At 31.5% G+C, this 19,649-nt stretch carries 8 protein-coding genes; all 8 read left to right on the top strand.

All coding sequences use genetic code 11. From position 1 onward, the window contains the following. Window positions 1-1,015 (top strand): copper amine oxidase N-terminal domain-containing protein (locus tag ERL59_RS19010; protein ID WP_160647829.1); only part of this gene is annotated, 1,015 nt, incomplete at its 5' end. A gap of 41 nt (window positions 1,016-1,056) precedes the next feature. Continuing rightward, window positions 1,057-2,508: a S41 family peptidase gene (locus tag ERL59_RS19015; protein WP_160647830.1), complete on the top strand. Its 1,452-nt coding sequence runs from the start codon at window positions 1,057-1,059 to the stop codon at window positions 2,506-2,508. A gap of 195 nt (window positions 2,509-2,703) precedes the next feature. Beyond that, window positions 2,704-3,585 carry a methylisocitrate lyase gene (prpB, locus tag ERL59_RS19020; RefSeq protein WP_407925747.1) on the top strand — a complete coding sequence of 294 codons (882 nt, stop codon included), beginning with the start codon at window positions 2,704-2,706 and terminating at the stop codon, window positions 3,583-3,585. Window positions 3,586-4,129: 544 nt separating this feature from the next. Next, window positions 4,130-5,323 carry an endonuclease/exonuclease/phosphatase family protein gene (locus tag ERL59_RS21175; RefSeq protein WP_160647832.1) on the top strand — a complete coding sequence of 398 codons (1,194 nt, stop codon included), beginning with the start codon at window positions 4,130-4,132 and terminating at the stop codon, window positions 5,321-5,323. 1,418 nt (window positions 5,324-6,741) lie between these two features. After that, complete coding sequence (locus ERL59_RS19030) at window positions 6,742-8,676, top strand: cyclic peptide export ABC transporter (protein ID WP_160647833.1); 1,935 nt, start codon at window positions 6,742-6,744, stop codon at window positions 8,674-8,676. A gap of 23 nt (window positions 8,677-8,699) precedes the next feature. Further along, window positions 8,700-17,567, top strand: coding sequence for a non-ribosomal peptide synthetase (locus ERL59_RS19035; RefSeq protein WP_160647834.1), 8,868 nt, complete (start codon window positions 8,700-8,702; stop codon window positions 17,565-17,567). Further along, window positions 17,567-18,796, top strand: a complete 1,230-nt coding sequence (fabD, locus tag ERL59_RS19040; protein ID WP_160647835.1) for an ACP S-malonyltransferase — start codon at window positions 17,567-17,569, stop codon at window positions 18,794-18,796. Before ERL59_RS19035 ends, fabD begins: the two co-directional genes overlap by 1 nt. Next, a complete protein-coding gene (locus ERL59_RS19045) occupies window positions 18,796-19,644 on the top strand; it encodes a CPBP family intramembrane glutamic endopeptidase (protein ID WP_160647836.1) in 849 nt (282 codons plus the stop codon). Before fabD ends, ERL59_RS19045 begins: the two co-directional genes overlap by 1 nt. Window positions 19,645-19,649: the final 5 nt, after the last annotated feature.

Here is a 19,649-nt window from a genome sequence, read left to right on the forward strand (position 1 = left end):
TAGTGAATTGGGACTCAATGTAAAGTGGAATCAACAAGCGAAAACGGTAACAGGTGAAAATGAAGATTTGACGGTAGAATTGACATTGAATAACAATCTAGCAAAAGTAAATGGCGAAGATATTGAAATGTCAGTAAATCCGCAATTAGTACATAATCATACCTTTGTTCCTTTACGTTTTGTAGGAGAATCTACAGGAGCAAATGTCGAGTGGGATGCTTCAACGAAAACGATATCTATTACTAGCCCTCAACCAAAGGTCAATGATGAAGAATTGATTTTAGAACTATTTGATCAATATGAAGATTATTATAATGAAGAAAATTTGCAAATTGTAAGTTTATTTGAAGAGCAGTTTATAGAAGATTGGGGTATGGAGTCACAATTTGAATGGAATTTTGAAAATTATAATGACCATATTGAAATGAGAGACTTAGAAATATTAAGTATTGAAGATAATGAAGTATATGTTTATGTTGTGGAAATATATGAACGAGTTGATGGATCTTTTTATTTAGATGAAATGTATGAACAAATATATTCATTAGTGAAATCTAAAAATGATAGATGGCTCATAAATGATATTGAATTTGTATCATTTGATTATTACAACTTAGAAGAACTAAAAAATTCAAATGTTGATTTTCCAGAAAAAGATGAAAAAAAAGTGTTAGCAACTTTTCAAAAATATTTAGATTCTATTAAAGAAGAGAATTTAGCTAAATTAAAATCTACTTTACATGAAGAATACATAGATTTGTTGGGCCTTGAGTGGTTCGAAGAATATTATGACGGGTTTCTTTTTAATAATTATGATTATACTTTTGTTCAAATCGAAGAATCATCAGTTGTAAATATCTATGAGGATGAAGTAACACTCTTTATAAAATATAATACTATTTCAACGAATGAAAATCATGGAGGAGTAGAAGTTGAAATGGATGAGAGTTTTATTAAATTTAAGAAATCAAAGAACGGACAATGGAAAATATTACAGATAGAATCAATATATTGAATTTAAATAAACATAAATAAACATCACAAGGGGTGCTCATTTTGATTACTAAAAATAAACTAGCAATGATTAAACTTGGACTTGCATTTATAGTATCATGTTCAATGATATTTTCAGCAAATAAGGTTATAGCTGAAGATAGTGAACTTGATTATGAATTATATTCAATAGATGCAGTAAATGAAGCAATAGATTATATTGAATACTTACATTTAGATTCACCCACTCAAGAACAATTAATCGACCAGGCGATTGAGGGAATGATTAACAATTTAAATGATCCTTATTCACGATATATTTCACCAAGTGAGTTAGAAGAAGAAGGTTTATTTGATTATGAGTTTATTGGAATTGGTTTAGAAACCGTAGTTAAAAACGGATCATTAATTATTGATCTAATTTATCCTGATTCTCCAGCTTCTAGTAATGACCTAGAAATAGGGGATTCAATCGTAGCCATTGACGGTACACCAATTAAAGAGTTAACAAAAGCTGAGATACAGGAATTATTTAAAGGTAAGGAAGGTAGCGCTATTGAGTTGATCATTGTAAGAGATGGTATAAAAGTGAATGTGGAATTAACGAGGGAACTTGTTACACATCCTCTAATCGTAAGTGAAGTCATTTCAGAAGGGGTTGGATATATACGTCTTTTTCAGTTTGCTGAAGAAATGGATATTCCATTTACTGAGCAGTTAAATGAATTAAAAGAAGATGGTTTAGAAACGTTGATTTTAGATTTAAGAGATAATCCAGGTGGATTAATATATACACTCGAAAATATAGCTAAGCAATTTATGGATAAAAAAATATTAATGTTTACTAAAGACAATGTAAATGATATGGATCCAGTCGTTATATTAGATGGAGAAACTATTGATTATGAAGTCATTATATTGGTAAATGAGAATACAGCTAGTGCTTCAGAAGCTTTATCTGTAGCTATGCAAGAGCATAATTTGGCTACTGTTATTGGACAACAATCTTATGGTAAGGGACACATTCAGAACGTACTACCACTATCTAATGGTGGGGTAATATCTATCACATCACATGAGTATTTTGATCCAAGTAAAAACACTGTTGATGGAGTAGGTGTGATACCTGACATTGAAGTGAAGGAAGAAATTCCACAGCTCATTTCTGCTTTACAGATGGCTGGGATTGAGAAGATAGAATTAGTTAAAAATGATCATTCTATATTTGTTAACGACATTGCATTTTATGATTACTTTGAATATATACAAGAAGAAAATGAAGTCTTCATTCCATCACGAGTCTTATCAGCTTTAGTAGATGGAAAAATTAGTTGGAATCATTCAAAGAAGGCGATTGAAATTAAAACCGCAGAACAAGAATTATTGCTTCCAACAGCAGATAAAAATGTTGTTTTACAAGAAGGTATCACCTATGTAAATATCAATTATTTTAAAGAGTATTTTCCGCAAATTAATTGGCAGTTAGAAAATGGTGAGCTTACTATAACAAATTAAAAAGTTACAAGATAAAACCTTTTCAGTTTAAATATATATCAACTGGAAAGGTTTTTTTATTTTTGTTGTTCTTGATCTCATAAATAAATCCAGTTAGTATGGAGGAAAGAATGTTTTATGATTTATTTATATTCTTAAAAGCATAGATGTAGGAGGATACATATGAGTTGGTTAATTGAAGAAGAAGTGAGTCAAATGGATTTAGCTATACAGTTGAAAGGCCTCATTACGGGAGATGAAATATTAAAATTACCAGGTACGCATGATGCGATGGCAGCACTAATTGCAAAAAAAATAGGATTTAAAGCACTTTATCTATCCGGTGCAGCTTATACTGCAAGTCGTGGTTTACCAGATATAGGTATTGTGACATCTTCGGAGGTTGCAGAGCGGGCACGTGAGCTAGTTCGAACAACAAACTTGCCTTTACTAGTAGATATTGATACTGGTTTTGGAGAGGTTATCAATGTAGCCAGAACTGCAAAGGAAATGGTTGAAGCTAGGGTGGCGGCAGTACAAATTGAAGATCAGGTTTTGCCTAAGAAATGTGGTCATCTAAACGGAAAAAAACTAATAAGTACTGAAGATATGGTACAAAAAATAAAAATGATTAAAACTGCGGCACCGAGTCTTCTAATTGTGGCTCGAACGGATGCAAAGTCAGTTGAGGGTTTTGACAGTGCAGTTAAAAGAGTAAATGCTTATGTCCAAGCAGGGGCTGATGCTATTTTCCCAGAAGCACTAAGTTCAGAAAATGAATTTAGAAAAATGGCTGAGCTGATAGAAGGTCCATTGCTAGCGAATATGACAGAGTTTGGGAAAACACCTTATTATACAGCGGATCAATTTAGAGAAATGGGTTATAATATGGTCATTTACCCTGTAACATCTTTAAGAGTAGCTGCAAAAGCTTATGAAAATGTATTTACAGAAATATTTAATACGGGAACACAAGTACAATCCCTCGAACAAATGCAAACGAGGAAAGAATTGTATGAAACAATTGGATACTATGAATATGAGCAATTAGATCAAAGTATAGCAAAAACTGAACTTCCTAAAATCGGGGAAAAGTAAGTAATAGCTCTATTTTTAAAGTGTGAATTCAGTTCACACTTTTTTTATAAACAAAATTTGAAAAAAAAGAATTTGCAAAATATTTACCTATCATGTGATATAAATAGAGAATTTCATGTGCAATCTCTCTAGTACTCTTTTCTTAAACTCTTTAGGTGTTGGAAAAGTGAGTAAGGTATGAAGGGAAAAACTTTGAAAATATATGAAAGGTTACCCCAAGTATGGATCAATAAATTGTGATTATTCAATATAGAACTAACTCTACCCATCGTTTTAAGGATGTCATTAATATCTATCCTATTTAGCTTTGTTTGGTGGGCAAGTCGCAGAATCAGTTTATTAATTAAGTAGAATTAATAGGATAACTACAAGAAAACTAGTATTACTATGGAAAAATATTGAAAATATACTATTTTAATGATATTTAGCTGATTATAGTGTTTTAAAGGTCTATTTTATTTGTGTTAAAATAAATTCAAATCTCAGGATGAAAAAAATAGCTAGCCCCTCTAAAGATTATAAAATGTACTTAGGAGATGATTCAATGAAAAAGATTTATATCCTTGTATTCAGTTTTATTATTAGTAGTTTGATTTTGTCAAATCAATATTCATCTTTAGCTAAGGCAGAAGAGATAGAAGGAGAGTTTTCATTATTAACCTATAATGTAGCTGGATTATGGGATCCTGTTTCATCATCAAACCCCGCTAAAAACACCATTCTTATCAGTCCTAAATTAAACAATTATGATATCGTTCTTGTTCAAGAAGATTTTAATTATCATAGTGATTTAATTGAAAAAGTAGATCATCCTTATCTATCATCACATTCAGGTACCATGGGTTTTGGTGATGGATTAAATCGTTTCTCAATATTTCTTTTTATAGATTTCAAACGTGAAGATTGGGATGATTGCAATGGTGTTTTTGATGCTGCAAATGATTGTTTAACACCAAAAGGGTTTTCATTTGCTCGACATGAAATAAGTGATGGTGTTTTCGTTGATATATATAATCTTCATGCTGACGCAGGTGGGAGTCAAGATGATAAGAATGTAAGAAAGAAAAATTTTCAGCAACTGTTATCTAAAATTGATCAATGGTCTGAAGGAAATGCTGTTATTGTAACAGGAGACTTTAATAGTAAGTATAAAGCAGAAGGGGAAGTAAGGCAATTTGCAGATGCAGGATTCTCCGATGCTTGGGCTGATTTTGAAAATGGAGGGATTATTCCAGGAATAGGTGAGTCAGGTGATCGCATTGATAAAATCATATATCGTAGTGGAGAATCTCTACAATTAAGTGTTAAGGATTATGCTGTTCCCAATGAGGATTTTTTAGATAGCAATGGAAAAGAATTGTCTGATCATCAACCAGTCTCTGCGATATTTGAATATCATGCTGAAGAACCTGTAGAACAACTTACTCTTATTGCTTCAATTGCATCAAATGGTGAACCTCAGCCCGGTCAGAAACACCGTTCAAGTAATAACTTTTCTACAGTAAACATTCCTTCAGGTACTGAAAAATTATATTGGGAAATTGTTAATAACTCCAATGCAGATACAATAAGTTTTAGAGTGAAAGAGGATATTTCATTATGGACTGATCCTATTATTTTTAACTTTTTGAAAAATGGTTCTTATACTAGTGTTGTAAAGAATGATTCAATATATATATCAGACCCAACAAGTACAGGTGGGAATTCATTTACCGTAAACGTTTACGCTGTTGAATAAACTTTTGTAGTAAACCGCCCGTACCTATAAATCCTTAACTAAATAGGGGGATTATTACTTTGTTTCAAAATAATAAAAGTCTGAAAAAACAAAAAAAGATGAGCAGTATGTTTTGCTGATATTAACTATAATACTTTATTAATTGAATATATAATGGAAATCTAGTGATGTTTATCTGGTTGAATTAGGAGGCTTTGATTTCACTTATGCTTCTTCAATTTCACTCTTCTGATAAGTAAATCGGACGGTGATCGTGTTGCAGTACCTGTTATAACTACTTCTACTAGCCTCTCCCCATTTTTTTATGATATTGGAGTGAATTTTTTAAATATGATTAATGCGATCTGTAAATAACTTGGTGTGAATGCAACACAAATTAGGAGCAAAGATTCCTTTTTAACAAGAGTTTTACGGTTCCATTTCTTTTTAATGGTATTATTACTAATTCATTAGTATATCACTCGCATGGATCCAATCTAAAAGATTACACAGTGGTTTGCATCTGAAGCAGATTTTAATATAGAAATTATATTAGGATGAATTTCGTTCATATTTTTTACTATTCCCACAAATTCCACAATGCTTTTTAAATTTCCTCATTACCCACCCTGCGATAAATCTACTGAAATAATCAATAATTACAAAAGTGACTATGAGTGTACTATCATGCTGATATAGATATGAAAAGATAGTACAAAATGAAGCAACAATAAATATTTCCTTTCCTAACCTCCTTCTAGAAATCCAAAAACCCCGTTGTTAACTGAAATAAATCCATAAAATGGACATTTTAATAAAAACCTGATGTTAGGCACTTAAACTAATGCACTTGCAGATGGAATCAAATGGGAGCTGTATGAGCAAAATCTACTGATTGAAAATCATATTCGTTATAGCGAATCTAAGGTGTGACATAAAGTTCACGCTTTTTTATCGTATAAGAATTACTATCTTTAGCTACAATCATAACACAATATACATATATGTATATTGTGTTATGAAATATAGAGAATTAGGCGGAATACTAGAATAATTTTCATTATTTTAATTAAATATGACAAAAATAGCGTTTTTATTTATTAACATTTGAACTCTATAATATTCTATATAAGTTTATAAATGAATTGATGAAGAAGATTTATATTTGCTTAAATTTTTTTTAAAAGATAAAAAATAAATCCAAAAGAATTAATTTGGAGGTGGAGTTACTATATTAAAAAGTATCTTGTGATAAGAATCGCAGGCCTAAATTACGATAGTTATGCTGAAATGTGAGTCACTTTGAACACATTCAGTATAAATATGTATTTATATATTTTAAAAGAAATAATCAGCAAATGGCTAAAAGTTTAAAATATAGTTTAATTTGGATTAAATTTTTGATGATTACAATACTTAAGTGAAAGGAACTGTATTTTATGCAATTAGTTTTTATTATTTTATTATTATTAATTACACTCATCACGTTAAGTCTTTGTTTCTTTAATGTAAGAACGATTTTTCAAATCTATAAAAAAAATCGAGCAAGTATTGGATTTGGAAAACGTCATTGGCTTGGAATATTATTTTCAATGATAGTGATTGGATTTATCGTTTACTGTTTATATACTGCAACCATTTATTTTTTTAATCCTGTTCCAAATCAAATGAAATGGATACTAGCTTTACTTTTCACCTCAATATGTTTATTTACATCCTACATGTGGCTGACCTCTATTTATACAAAACCTGAAGAGAAACCATACATATCATTAATTACTTTAAGTATTATCAGTGGATTAGGAAACTCGATGGTTATATTTGTATTAAATGAAACAATATCTGACCAGAGAATATTGCCAAAAAATCTATTATTCTCTTATTTCATTTTGTCTATTTTATTATTTTTATTCTGTCAAATTGTGATTCGGTTTAAGTTGATTAAAATTACAAACGATATTGTTTTCTATAAAAGAGTACATTTTGTAGAAAAAGTTTTAAAAACTTCCTATGCTACTCTTGAATCAATGGAGGATGGAAAGATCCAAGCTTCTCTAAATAATGATACAGAGATCATTAGTAGATTCGCAAACTTTTTCGTAAATGTGTTTACGTGGTCTATTACCATTGTATTTGGACTTATATATCTTGGTCTTCTTAGCTTTTATGGATTACTCATTTCATTGTCTGTTGTTTCAATCGCATCTATTCTATTTTATTTTATTAGCAAATCTGCTGAGAAGGATTGGGAGAAAACAAGAGATATCCAAAATCATTTTTTTAAGTTTATAAATGATTTAGTTGGTGGCTATAAAGAATTATCCTTGAATGCACGGAAGTCCATCGAATTTAAAGAGGATATGACGGAAAGCTGTAATCAATATCGGAAGAAACGAACTGTTGCAGACACGAAATTAGCATATGGTATTGTGACAGGTGATTTACTTTTTGTAACAGTGATAGGAGCGGTTGTTTTCCTTTTTCCTATTTTATTCGTAAATATTCAAAATGATATGTTAAGAAGTTATGTATTCGTATTTTTATATATGGGAGGTCCATTGACAGGTATTCTCAACTCTATTCCTGAGCTGCTCATGATTAAAGTGAGCTGGAATCGAATGAATGTAATGTTGAAAGATCTAAATGAACTGGAAACCAAAAACGTAGTCCCTATCCATTTACCAAAAGTAAATCATATGAAGTTGGAACTGAAAAATGCCTTTTATCAATATAAACAACAAAATAGTGATCATTTTAAAATAGGACCTATTAATGCAGAGTTTCATTCAGGTGAAATCATTTTTATTACAGGGGGGAATGGAAGCGGAAAATCAACCTTCGCAAAATTGTTAGTTGGACTCTATGAACCGGATGAAGGGGGATTGTGGCTGAACGATCAAGTGATAACCTCGGATGAGGTAGGTGAATATTTTTCAGTTATTTTTAGTGATGTATATTTATTTGATAAATTATACGGTATTGATTTTGAAAGTAAATTTGAGGAGGCTCAAAAGTATTTAAAAATACTACATTTACAAGATAAGGTTCAAATTACAAAAGAAGGATTCAGTACGATTAAACTATCATCTGGTCAAAGAAAAAGACTGGCATTATTAATCAGTTATTTAGAAGATAAGCCTTTTGCTTTATTTGATGAATGGGCTGCAGATCAAGACCCAGATTATCGTCATTTTTTCTACACTACACTTTTACAGGAATTAAAATCAAGAGGAAAATGCATTATAGCGATAACACATGATGACAAATATTTTGATGTTGCTGATCGATTATTTAGAGTAGATATGGGTAAACTTGAGGAACTTGATACAGTCACTGATCCAGTAATGATGGCAAATAAAGGGTTAATGATTTAAAAATAGCGGATTGAGGTGTTAAAATGAATAAATTTGAAAGTTTAATCGATGTAATAGAAAATTGTAAAAATGATAGTGAACATATTACTTTTATTAAAAAAAAGGAAGAACAAACCTTATATTATTCTGATTTATACGATAGATCATTAAGAATGCTTCATGGTTTACAAAGTCTAGGAATTAGAAAAGGGCAAGAAATAATTTTCCAAATTCAAGAAAATGAAAACTTTATATTATTATTTTGGGCATGTGTATTAGGGGGAATGATCCCTGTACCAGTGACAATAGGCACAACTGATGAACATCGTAAAAAAGTAGTCCAAATTTATCAGATTTTAAATCAGCCTAAGATAGTATCCGATTATGACATTTTACCTTCTTTAAAAGAATCTTTTAATCAAATGAAATCCTCTATTCCTTATGAAGAAGTTGCAAGGAATACGATTGAAATAAACGAAATTAGTGATTTAAATCAACTAGGGTATATAGAGCAGGTTAAAAGTAGCGATATTGCTTTTATACAGTTCTCATCCGGTTCCACAGGGAAACCTAAAGGTGTGACGCTTACGCATGATAATTTGTTGGCAAATATGCGTGGGATCGTATTAAATTCTAAAACGAGCAGTCACGATTCATCTTTAAGCTGGATGCCACTTACACATGATATGGGACTCATCGGTTATCATCTATCACCTATGTATGCTAATATTTCGCAATTTATTATGCCAACGACTTTGTTTGTGATGCAACCCATGTTATGGCTGGAAAAAGCAAGTGAACATAAAATTACTTCATTGGCTTCACCTAACTTTGGATATAAACATTTTCTAAAAACCTTCAAACCTGAGAAGGCAGCTCATTGGGATTTATCCAATATAAGATTAATTTTTAATGGAGCTGAACCCATTTCAGATCAACTAGCATTTCGCTTCCTTTCCGTCCTCGAACCTTATGGTTTGCAGCTAAATGCAATGTTTCCAGTATATGGTATGGCAGAAGCTAGTTTAGCTGTTTCCTTCCCGCCTGTAGAAGAAACATTACAATCTATATCAGTTAAAAGGGAGTCGATTCGTTTAGGAAAACGGGTTGAAATCATTGATCAAACATCTTCAAATGAAATTCATTTTGTGGACTTAGGTTATGCTGTTGATGGATGTCAAATTAGGATTACAAATGATGCACATACTCCACTATCAGAATGTGTAATAGGAAATATTGAAATTCAGGGTAAAAATGTTACTTCAGGATATTACAACAATCCAGAAGCGACCACTGAACTGATTACTGAGGATGGGTGGCTTGTTACAGGAGATTTAGGATTTCTAAAAAATAATCGTTTATTTGTAACAGGAAGAAAGAAAGACATCATTTTTATTAACGGACAGAATGTGTATCCACATGATATTGAAGGAATCGCAGAGAAAGTCCCAGGTGTTGAAGCAGGTAAAATAGCTGTTTGTGGGGTATTCAATGCAGAGAACCAGCAGGATGATATCATAACATTTGTTGTTTTTCGTAAAAAAACGGAAGCATTTATTCCATTGGTGCAAGAGCTTAAAAAATTCATTCATTTGCAAACTGGCTTGGAAATTAAACATGTAATCCCAGTTAGAAGTATTCCAAAAACGACAAGTGGAAAGTTGCAAAGATATAAACTTGCTACTCAGTATGAGGATGGGGATTATTTTGAAATCGTAAAAGAAATGCAACAATATCTTGTAGAACAAAAACAAGATGTGATGATTGAAAAACCTATAAATGAAACAGAAGAGAAATTAATAAAATTATGGTCTGAAGTTTTAGGAATAGAGCAAATTGATCGTAAAATCCATTTTTTAGAAATTGGGGGTAATTCTTTAAAAGCGGCTACTTTGGCTTCTGAAGTTGAGAAGATGTTTGAAGTAGAACTGCCGATCATTGAGTTTTATCAACTTGCTACGATAGAAAAACAAGCAAAATACATCATGCAAGCAAATAAAAAGGCATATGTCCCTATTTATAAAATTGCTGAACAAGAGTTTTATCCAGTATCAAGTGCTCAAAAGAGATTATATATTCAGGAGCAATTTGAAGGTATAGGTATATCTTATAATATGCCTGTAGCTTTTAATGTGATAGGAAAACCAGATAAATTGAGGGTTGAGAAAATATTAAATCAATTAATTGATCGACATGAAGTCTTAAGAACTTCATTTCAGTGGATAGATGGAAAAATATATTCTAAAATAATGCCTTCTCTATCGATTGAATTAAAAGATATAGAAACACCAGAAGAGTTAATTGTCCCTTTTAATCTCAAAGAACCGCCATTGATAAGAGCGGGATGGGTACAGAAGGAAAATGATAAAAGTATACTTGTTCTTGATATGCATCATATCGTAATGGATGGTATTTCTATCAATGTATTAATGAAAGAATTCTTAGATTTATATCAACACCGTACATTACCTCCTATCTCAATACAATATAAAGATTTTGCAGTGAGAAACGAGGACTGGAAGACAACAAATTCATATCAAATACAGGAATCATTTTGGGAAAATCAACTTTCTGGAGCTATCCCTCAGCTTCAGTTTCAATCAGATTTTCGTAGGGAAGAAAAAAGAACGTTCGATGGAGAAACTGTTTATTTTCATTTATCAAAACAGATAACAGAACAGATGAATAAAACGTGCCATAAAAATCGCATTACCTTAAATGCTTATTTATTATCCTTATATTATATTTTATTAAATAAATATACTGGGCAGGATGAGCTTGTTGTTGGTTCTTTAGCTGCAGCAAGAAGACATCCAGATATTCAGCGAATGTTAGGCATGTTTGCAAACTTTTTACCTGTTCGTTATCAGATGAATGAAGAACTATCATTTTATGAAATGATAGATGAGATGCAGGGGCTTCTTGGAAATATTTATGAGCATCAAGAGTATCCTTATGATGATATGATTTTGAAATTATTGAAAGATTCAGATCGGTCTCGCAATCCATTTTTTGATACAATGCTCATTTTTCATAACCAGCTGGAAACTAACTTTACCTTAGAGACAGACAATTTGAAACTTACACAATACGATTTACATACGAAGACATCAAAGTTGGATTTTAAACTGGATATTTTTCCTGAAGAGGATGGAAGTTTAAAATGTATTTTGGAATATAATTGCAATCTATTTAAAAGAGAAACGATGGTTAAATTTACAGAGCATTATCAAAATATTGTTAAGTCGGTTACCAATAAACCAAAACAAAAAATTAAAGAAATAAATATACTTTCAGAAGCGGAAAAGTTAAAAATAACGAATGTTTTTAACAAAACATCATCACCTTATGAAAAAAATAAAACTTTAGTTGAGTTATTTGTTGAACAAGTAAATAAAACACCGGGGAATATAGCTGTTCAATATAAAAATGAGAAATTAACTTATCGTGAATTGGATGAAAAATCGAATCAGTTAGCAAAAACGTTAGTAAGTCTTGGTGTGAAGTCAGATCAAGTGATTGCAGTAATGGCTGAACGATCTTTGGAAATGATCCTTAGCATGTTCGCTATTTTAAAGGCAGGCGGAGCATATTTGCCTATAGCTCCTGATCTACCTGAAGAACGAATTCAATATATGTTGGAAGACAGTCAAGTTCAAATGATACTTACACAACAAAAATGGATCAATTCCATTGGTTTTCAAGGGAAAATGATTGATGTAGAGGATAGTCAATATTACACAGGTGACGTTTCTGCGTTGCATAAAACAAGTGAACATAACAATCTAGCTTATGTGATTTATACCTCAGGATCTACAGGCAAACCAAAAGGGGTTATGATCGAGCATTATTCCGTTATCAACAGGATCATGTGGATGCAAAAAACTTATTCGTTAAATGAACAAGATATCATTTTGCAAAAAACACCAATTTCATTTGATGTATCAGTATGGGAGCTTTTTTGGTGGAGTTTAGTTGGAGCCAAATTAGTTCTGTTGGAACCAGGAGGAGAAAAAGATCCTGCTCATATCGTTGAAGTAATAGATAAGCAAAATATTACTACGATGCATTTTGTTCCGTCGATGCTACAAATTTTTATAGATTATTTGTATCAAACGAATCAATGGGAAAGGCTGCATGCTTTGAAAAAGGTATTTACTAGTGGTGAAGCGTTACATTCTCATCATGTGACCAAATTTAACGACTTTATATCTCTAAAAAATAATGCAGAACTCATTAATTTATACGGCCCAACAGAAGCTACAGTGGATGTCTCTTACTTCCCATGTACTCCACTTGAAGATACAAAGGTAATTCCAATCGGTAAACCTATTGATAATACACAGCTTTGGATCGTGAATAAACAACATCAGTTGCAACCTATTGGAATTGTAGGAGAATTATGTATCTCAGGAGATGGTTTAGCCAGAGGTTATATCAATAAAGAAGAACAGACAAAGGAAAAATTTGTTTCAAATCCATTCATAGCTGGACAGCGTATGTATAAAACGGGTGATTTGGCAAGGTGGTTGCCAGATGGAAATATTGAATATTTAGGTAGATTAGATCATCAGGTGAAAATAAGAGGTTATCGGATTGAACTTGGTGAAATTGAGGCATGTTTATTAGACCATCAGGATATAGATGAAGCTGTTGTTTTAGTGAAAGAAGATCTTCAAGGTGATTCATTTTTAGTGGCTTATATTGTAAGTCAAGGTCCATTTGATATTGCTCAAATAAGAACATTTTTAAAAGGAAGTCTTCCTGATTATATGGTTCCAGCTCGTTTTGTAACTTTGGAAGAAATGCCGTTAACATCAAATGGGAAAATAAATCGAATTGAATTACAGAGTCGAGTTAAATTTGTGGAAATGGATCCAGATAACTATGTTGCTGCAAACAATGAGATTGAAGAAAAACTAGTAGGTTTGTGGCAGGAAGTATTAGAGAGAAAACGCATCGGTGTTGAGGATGATTTCTTTGAACTTGGAGGGCACTCTTTTAAAGCTACGATGTTAGTTACACAAATTCACGAACAATTTAATATCGAGATTCCTTTAAGTGAAATTTTCTCATCACCAACGATAAGGGATATAGCCAAGTATATTGAGAAAGCTAACTTTAGCGAGCATGTCACAATTACAAAAGCTGTAGAACGTGAATATTACTCCTTGTCATCAGCTCAAAAAAGGTTGTTTATTCTTCATCAAATCGAAGGGGATAATTTAACGTATCATCTACCAGCTGCAATGGAGATTACAGGTAAACTAAATGAAAAATTAGTTCAAGATACTTTTCAAAAGATATTAAAACGACATGAAGTATTACGTACATCTTTTAAATTACTTGACGGAGAAGCAGTACAGTTTATTCAACCAGAAGTGACTTTTCAATTAGAGAAGTTAGATCAGGCATACGATAATATAAATCAGATGATGGTTGATTTTATGAAACCTTTTGATTTAAGTTCAGCACCTTTATTAAGAGTAGGGTTAGTAAATCTAGGAAAAGAAAAAAATATACTATTATTTGACATGCATCATATTGTTTCAGATGGATTATCTATGGTGAATTTAACAAAAGAGTTTGTACAAATTTATCAGGGGTTGGATTTATTACCTCTGAAAATTCAATATAAGGATTATGTTGAATGGCAAATGGACTTTTTCACCACTGAAAAATATGAAAAACAAGAGCAGTATTGGAACGATATTTTATCGGGAGAACTTCCTGTATTACAGTTGCCAACTGACTTTTCAAGACCTCCTGTTCGCAGCGGCAAGGGGGATAAGTATGAGGTTAAACTAGACAGCCAATTATTAACATCTATTAAAAATTTAGCATTGGAACATGAGACAACAATTTATGTTGTAATGTTAGCTGTTTTCAATATTTTATTAGCAAAGTATACAAAACAAGAAGATATTATTATAGGAAGTCCAATTACAGGTAGAACACATTCAAACTTAAAAGATTTAATCGGTATGTTTGTCAATACATTAGCAATGAGAAATGAACCGAAAGAAAACTATACATTTAAACAATTTTTGCAAAAAGTGAATCATAATGCACTTCAAGCTTTTGAAAACCAAGATGTTCCATTTGAGGTTTTAGTAGAAAAGTTAAATGTAAAACGTGATTTAAGTAGGAATCCAATATTTGATGTCATGTTTGTTTTACAAAATATGGGTGCTCCTTCAGTTAAGTTTGATGATTTATGGGGTAAACAACTTGCAATAAATCATCAGCAATCTAAATTTGATTTAACACTTGAAGCGATTGAAGAAGAACAGGGAATGACCTTAAACTTTGAATTTAATACGGATTTATTCCACAAACCCAAAATTGAAAGACTTGCCCATCATTTTAAACAATTGATTTATATAGTTATAGAACAATCAAATATTCAAATTTGTGATATGGATTTTATGTTACAAGAAGAAAAGAAACAAATACTATATCAATTTAATAATACAGATCGTGAGTATCCAAAACATAAAACCATCCATAAATTATTTGAAGAACAAGTTGAAAGAACGCCAAATCATATTGCTTTGACATATAAAGATGAAAAGATGACTTATCAGATCTTAAATAATAAGGTCAATCAGTTAGCTATACAACTGAGGGAAAAGGGAGTAACGAACAATACAATTGTCTCGATTATGGTAGAACGTTCTCCTGAGATGATCATCGGAATTTTAGCGATATTAAAAGCAGGTGGGGCATATTTGCCAATGTCACCCGACTTTCCACAAGAACGGATTTCATTCATGTTAAAAGATAGTGAATGTAAACTTGTTTTAACACAAAATAAGTTCAAAGAAAAGATTTCATTTGAAGGTGAGATCATCGTTTTAAATGATTCTAAAAATTACATCAATGAAAAGAATGATTTTAAAGTTAAAGATATTAGCAGTTCTGAAGATTTGGCCTATATTATTTACACATCAGGTTCAACAGGGAAGCCAAAGGGTGTAATGATTAAACATCATTCAGTTATAAATCGAATTACTTGGATGCAGAACAAATATCCATTACAAGAATCAGATGTCATTATGCAAAAAACACCTTTTACCTTTGATGTATCTGTATGGGAGTTGTTTTGGTGGAGTTGGACAGGGGCTCAGGTTCACTTGCTTGAACCTGAAGGAGAGAAAAACCCACAAACGATGATTGATGCCATTGAAAAGCATAAAATATCAACCATGCATTTTGTTCCATCGATGTTACAAGTATTTTTTGAATATTTGTCAGGTAAATCTATTGAACCTAAATTAAAAAGTTTAAACCAAGTATTTACAAGTGGCGAAGCTTTACAGTTGAAACAGGTTGAACAGTTTAACGATACATTGTTCAAAATAAATAATACAAATTTAATCAATTTATATGGTCCTACGGAAGCTACAGTGGATGTTTCTTACTATGAATGTACTCCTTTTAATGCAGAACAGACTGTACCAATTGGAAAACCAATTGATAATACGAAGTTATATGTTGTGAATGAATCATTACAATTACAACCTATAGGTGTGAGCGGGGAGTTATGTATAAGTGGTGAAGGTTTGGCAACAGGTTATTTAAATCAAGAAGAGTTAACAGCTAAAAAATTTGTACCAGACCCGTTTAATTTAGGACAGTGGATGTATAAAACGGGCGACTTAGCAATATGGAATGAAGACGGACAAATTGAATATTTAGGTAGAATGGACCATCAGGTGAAAATAAGGGGATACCGTATTGAACTTGGTGAAATTGAAACCCAGTTATTAGACATTGGTGATATTCAACAGACGGTAGTAGTAGATAGAAAAAGTACGGTAGGAGATCTATATTTATGTGCTTATTACGTTTCTGAACAACAGTTTTCAACGAGTGAAATGAGGTCATTATTATTAAAAACATTACCAGATTATATGATCCCAGCTTATTTTATGAAATTAGATAAAATACCATTAACTTCAAATGGTAAAGTGGATCGAAAAGCTCTTCCTGAGCCAATTATAGATAGGGAGATTGATTCAAACACAGTGCCTCCAGCTAACGAAATACAGAAACAATTAATTCATATTTGGAAAGAGACGATTGGTCATGACAAGATTGGGATTTACGATAATTTCTTTGAAGTAGGAGGGAATTCATTACTTCTGATTCGAGTACATTCTAAATTGGAAGAATATTGGCCGCAGCAAATAAAGGTGACAGATTTATTCTCGTATCCTACCATTGCTAAATTGTCGGAATTTATTCAAAACAAAATAAGTACAAACAAAAATGAGTTACCGATCCAATTTTTACGCTTACCGGAAAATTATTTTGAAAGCACATCACAGCAGGCCGTTAGATCCTATTCATTTAAGTTAGAAGAAGAGCAATTTCAGATTTTTAAAGAAATGAAACATGAACTAAATGTGGATTTAAATTATATTTTACTGGCTTTATACGGATATTTATTTGCGCAAATTACAAAAAACAAACAGATTCCAATTCAAGTTCTAACTAATGATGAGAGTTATATAGCATTGGAACTAAATTTAGATCAATTTACACACTTCATAGAAATTCCACTATATTTAAAAACAACGATACAGGAAAAAAATCCAACTCAGACATACACGTTGAATGATTTAAAACAAGCACAAATGAGTCATCAAAAGTATAATATTTTACCTTTATTTATTCATACAAGAAAGTCCTCATTAGATACGGAGATTGTTAATCTTTTTCATATCTCATTAGGGTTTATGGAAATAGGTTCAGAACTTATGCTTATTTCAGAATTTAATGGTAAGAAAATTTCAAGCAGCAAGATGAAGGAATTCCTTCAAGGTTTCAAACAATTATCAACCATTATAGCAAATCAATATGCTGCACAATCACAAGTATCTGCAACAAAAAAGGAGGAGGAGTAATGGAAAGAGTAGCTTTTCTTTTTCCAGGTCAAGGTTCTCAATATGTTGGAATGTCAAAGGATATAGTCAATCATTATTCGATAGCAAAGGAGGTTTTTGAAGAAGCGAACGAAGTTTTAGGAATGGATCTTCAATCTTTATGTTATGAAGGTCCTTCAGAAGAACTGACAAAAACAAAAAATGCACAACTTGCTTTGTTAACTACAAGTATTGCTTATTTTAGAGTGATTGAAAATGAGTTGGGTTTAACACCATATATGTTAGCAGGTCATAGCTTAGGAGAATTCTCAGCTTTGACTTGCTCTGGAGTACTTACGTTTTCAGACGCATTAAAGTTGGTTAGTACTAGAGGAAAATTAATGCAGCAAGAAACGGAACAAAGTATAGGTGCTATGACAGCAGTATCAAAACTATCAGCACAAACAGTAGAACAATGTATTGAGCAAATGACAGATGAGAATGGTACTGTAGCTATAGCTTGTTACAATGCAGAAAAAGAATTGGTTATAACAGGTCATTCCTATGAAGTAAAACGTGTAGCAGAGAAGTGTGCTCAAGAAGGAGGGAATGTGACCCCTTTAAAAGTAAGTGGTCCTTTTCATCATCAGTTAATGACCAAAGCTTCAGAACAATTTCATGATCATTTAAAATCTTATTCTTTTCAAAAATATAAAATACCCGTTGTATCTAATGTAACTGGATTACCTCATGTTGAGGACATAGATGAATTAAAGTTAAATTTGGTGTCTCAGATGATTAAACCAGTGAGATGGGTAGAATCAATGAAATATATATTTAACAAAGGCGTCACAACAACGATAGAGTTAGGTCCTAGAACAGTTTTAAAAAATTTGATCAAACGGATTGAACCTACAATAAATTCTTTTTCCTTTGATAAAGGAAATGATAGAGATGAACTGAAGATGAGATTTTCATCAACTAATAAACAACATTCCTCTGCCATTCATTTTATTACACAGTGTATGACCGCTGCTATCACTACTCCTAATTATAATTGGGATTCAAATGAGTATGAAAAAGGTGTGATTCAGCCATATAGAAAACTTCAACAGTTGCAAAAGCAATGGACACAGCAGGAGGAAGTGTTAGATGAAGACCAACTGAAAAAAGCATTTATTTTATTACAGCAAATTTTAAAGACAAAAAAAGTGAGTAGTGAAGAACAATTGAACATCTTAAATCATTTAGATAGAGAGGTTGTAAATTGATGAGTATATTAAAAAAATGGCTACTGATGTTAATGAATATAGTCGTTTATTTTGGTGCCGCAGTATTAGCTTTTTATGTGATTAATCCCTATATATTTAACCATGTAGACTGGTATAAAACGTTTATGGGACAAAATATTCCAATACAATTAACAGCTACAGTTTCTATGATTTTTATTATGTATTTTTTCATTTTTAGAATCAAAAAGTGGTATTTAAAAGAAAAATACGAGAGTTTATGGTCTATATGTAATTTTTCAAAGTTGAACATTAAACAAATGATTTGGTTTACTCTTATTGGATTTGCAGGATCAATTTGGTTTATTTCCTTAATGAATATTTCATATATATCTGAATCTTTTCCAGGATTACAGTCATATATAGAACTATTTGCAACATCAGAATACTTTATTTATACGTTTTTGGGTGTAGGAATTATTGGTGTATTTTATGAGGAAATATTATTTAGAGGACTTATTTTTAATGAATTTCGAAAAGTACTTCCTTTACCTTTTGCTCTACTATTAAATGCTGTTATTTATGGTTTATTTCAACCAAGCCCTGTTATCATGGCAACTGGTTTTCTCTTAGGAATTTTGTACGGATTAATTTATGTAAAAACAAAGTCCTTGTGGTCAACAATTTGGATAGGTAGTGTGCTTAATATTTCAATATTTTCACTTCATAAATTAAAAGTAGATGAAAGTATGGCTAAATGGTCTGATGCTGTGTTAGTACCTATTCATATATTTGCTTTTCTATTTATTTTACTCTTTGTAATTTACTTTTTAAAAAGCCATGTATCAAATAATAACTCTAATATTAAAGTAACAAATGTGAAAGGATGATAGAT

The organism is Chengkuizengella marina, from assembly GCF_009910845.1.
In the GTDB taxonomy this organism is placed as follows: Bacteria; Bacillota; Bacilli; order Paenibacillales; family KCTC-33759; genus Chengkuizengella; species Chengkuizengella marina.

Coding starts and splice junctions, on each gene's coding strand:
- prpB (WP_407925747.1), top strand. CDS start 2,704: ATGGATTTAGCTATACAGTTGAAAGGCCTCATTACGGGAGATGAAATA.
- ERL59_RS21175 (WP_160647832.1), top strand. CDS start 4,130: ATGAAAAAGATTTATATCCTTGTATTCAGTTTTATTATTAGTAGTTTG.
- ERL59_RS19030 (WP_160647833.1), top strand. CDS start 6,742: ATGCAATTAGTTTTTATTATTTTATTATTATTAATTACACTCATCACG.
- ERL59_RS19035 (WP_160647834.1), top strand. CDS start 8,700: ATGAATAAATTTGAAAGTTTAATCGATGTAATAGAAAATTGTAAAAAT.
- fabD (WP_160647835.1), top strand. CDS start 17,567: ATGGAAAGAGTAGCTTTTCTTTTTCCAGGTCAAGGTTCTCAATATGTT.
- ERL59_RS19045 (WP_160647836.1), top strand. CDS start 18,796: ATGAGTATATTAAAAAAATGGCTACTGATGTTAATGAATATAGTCGTT.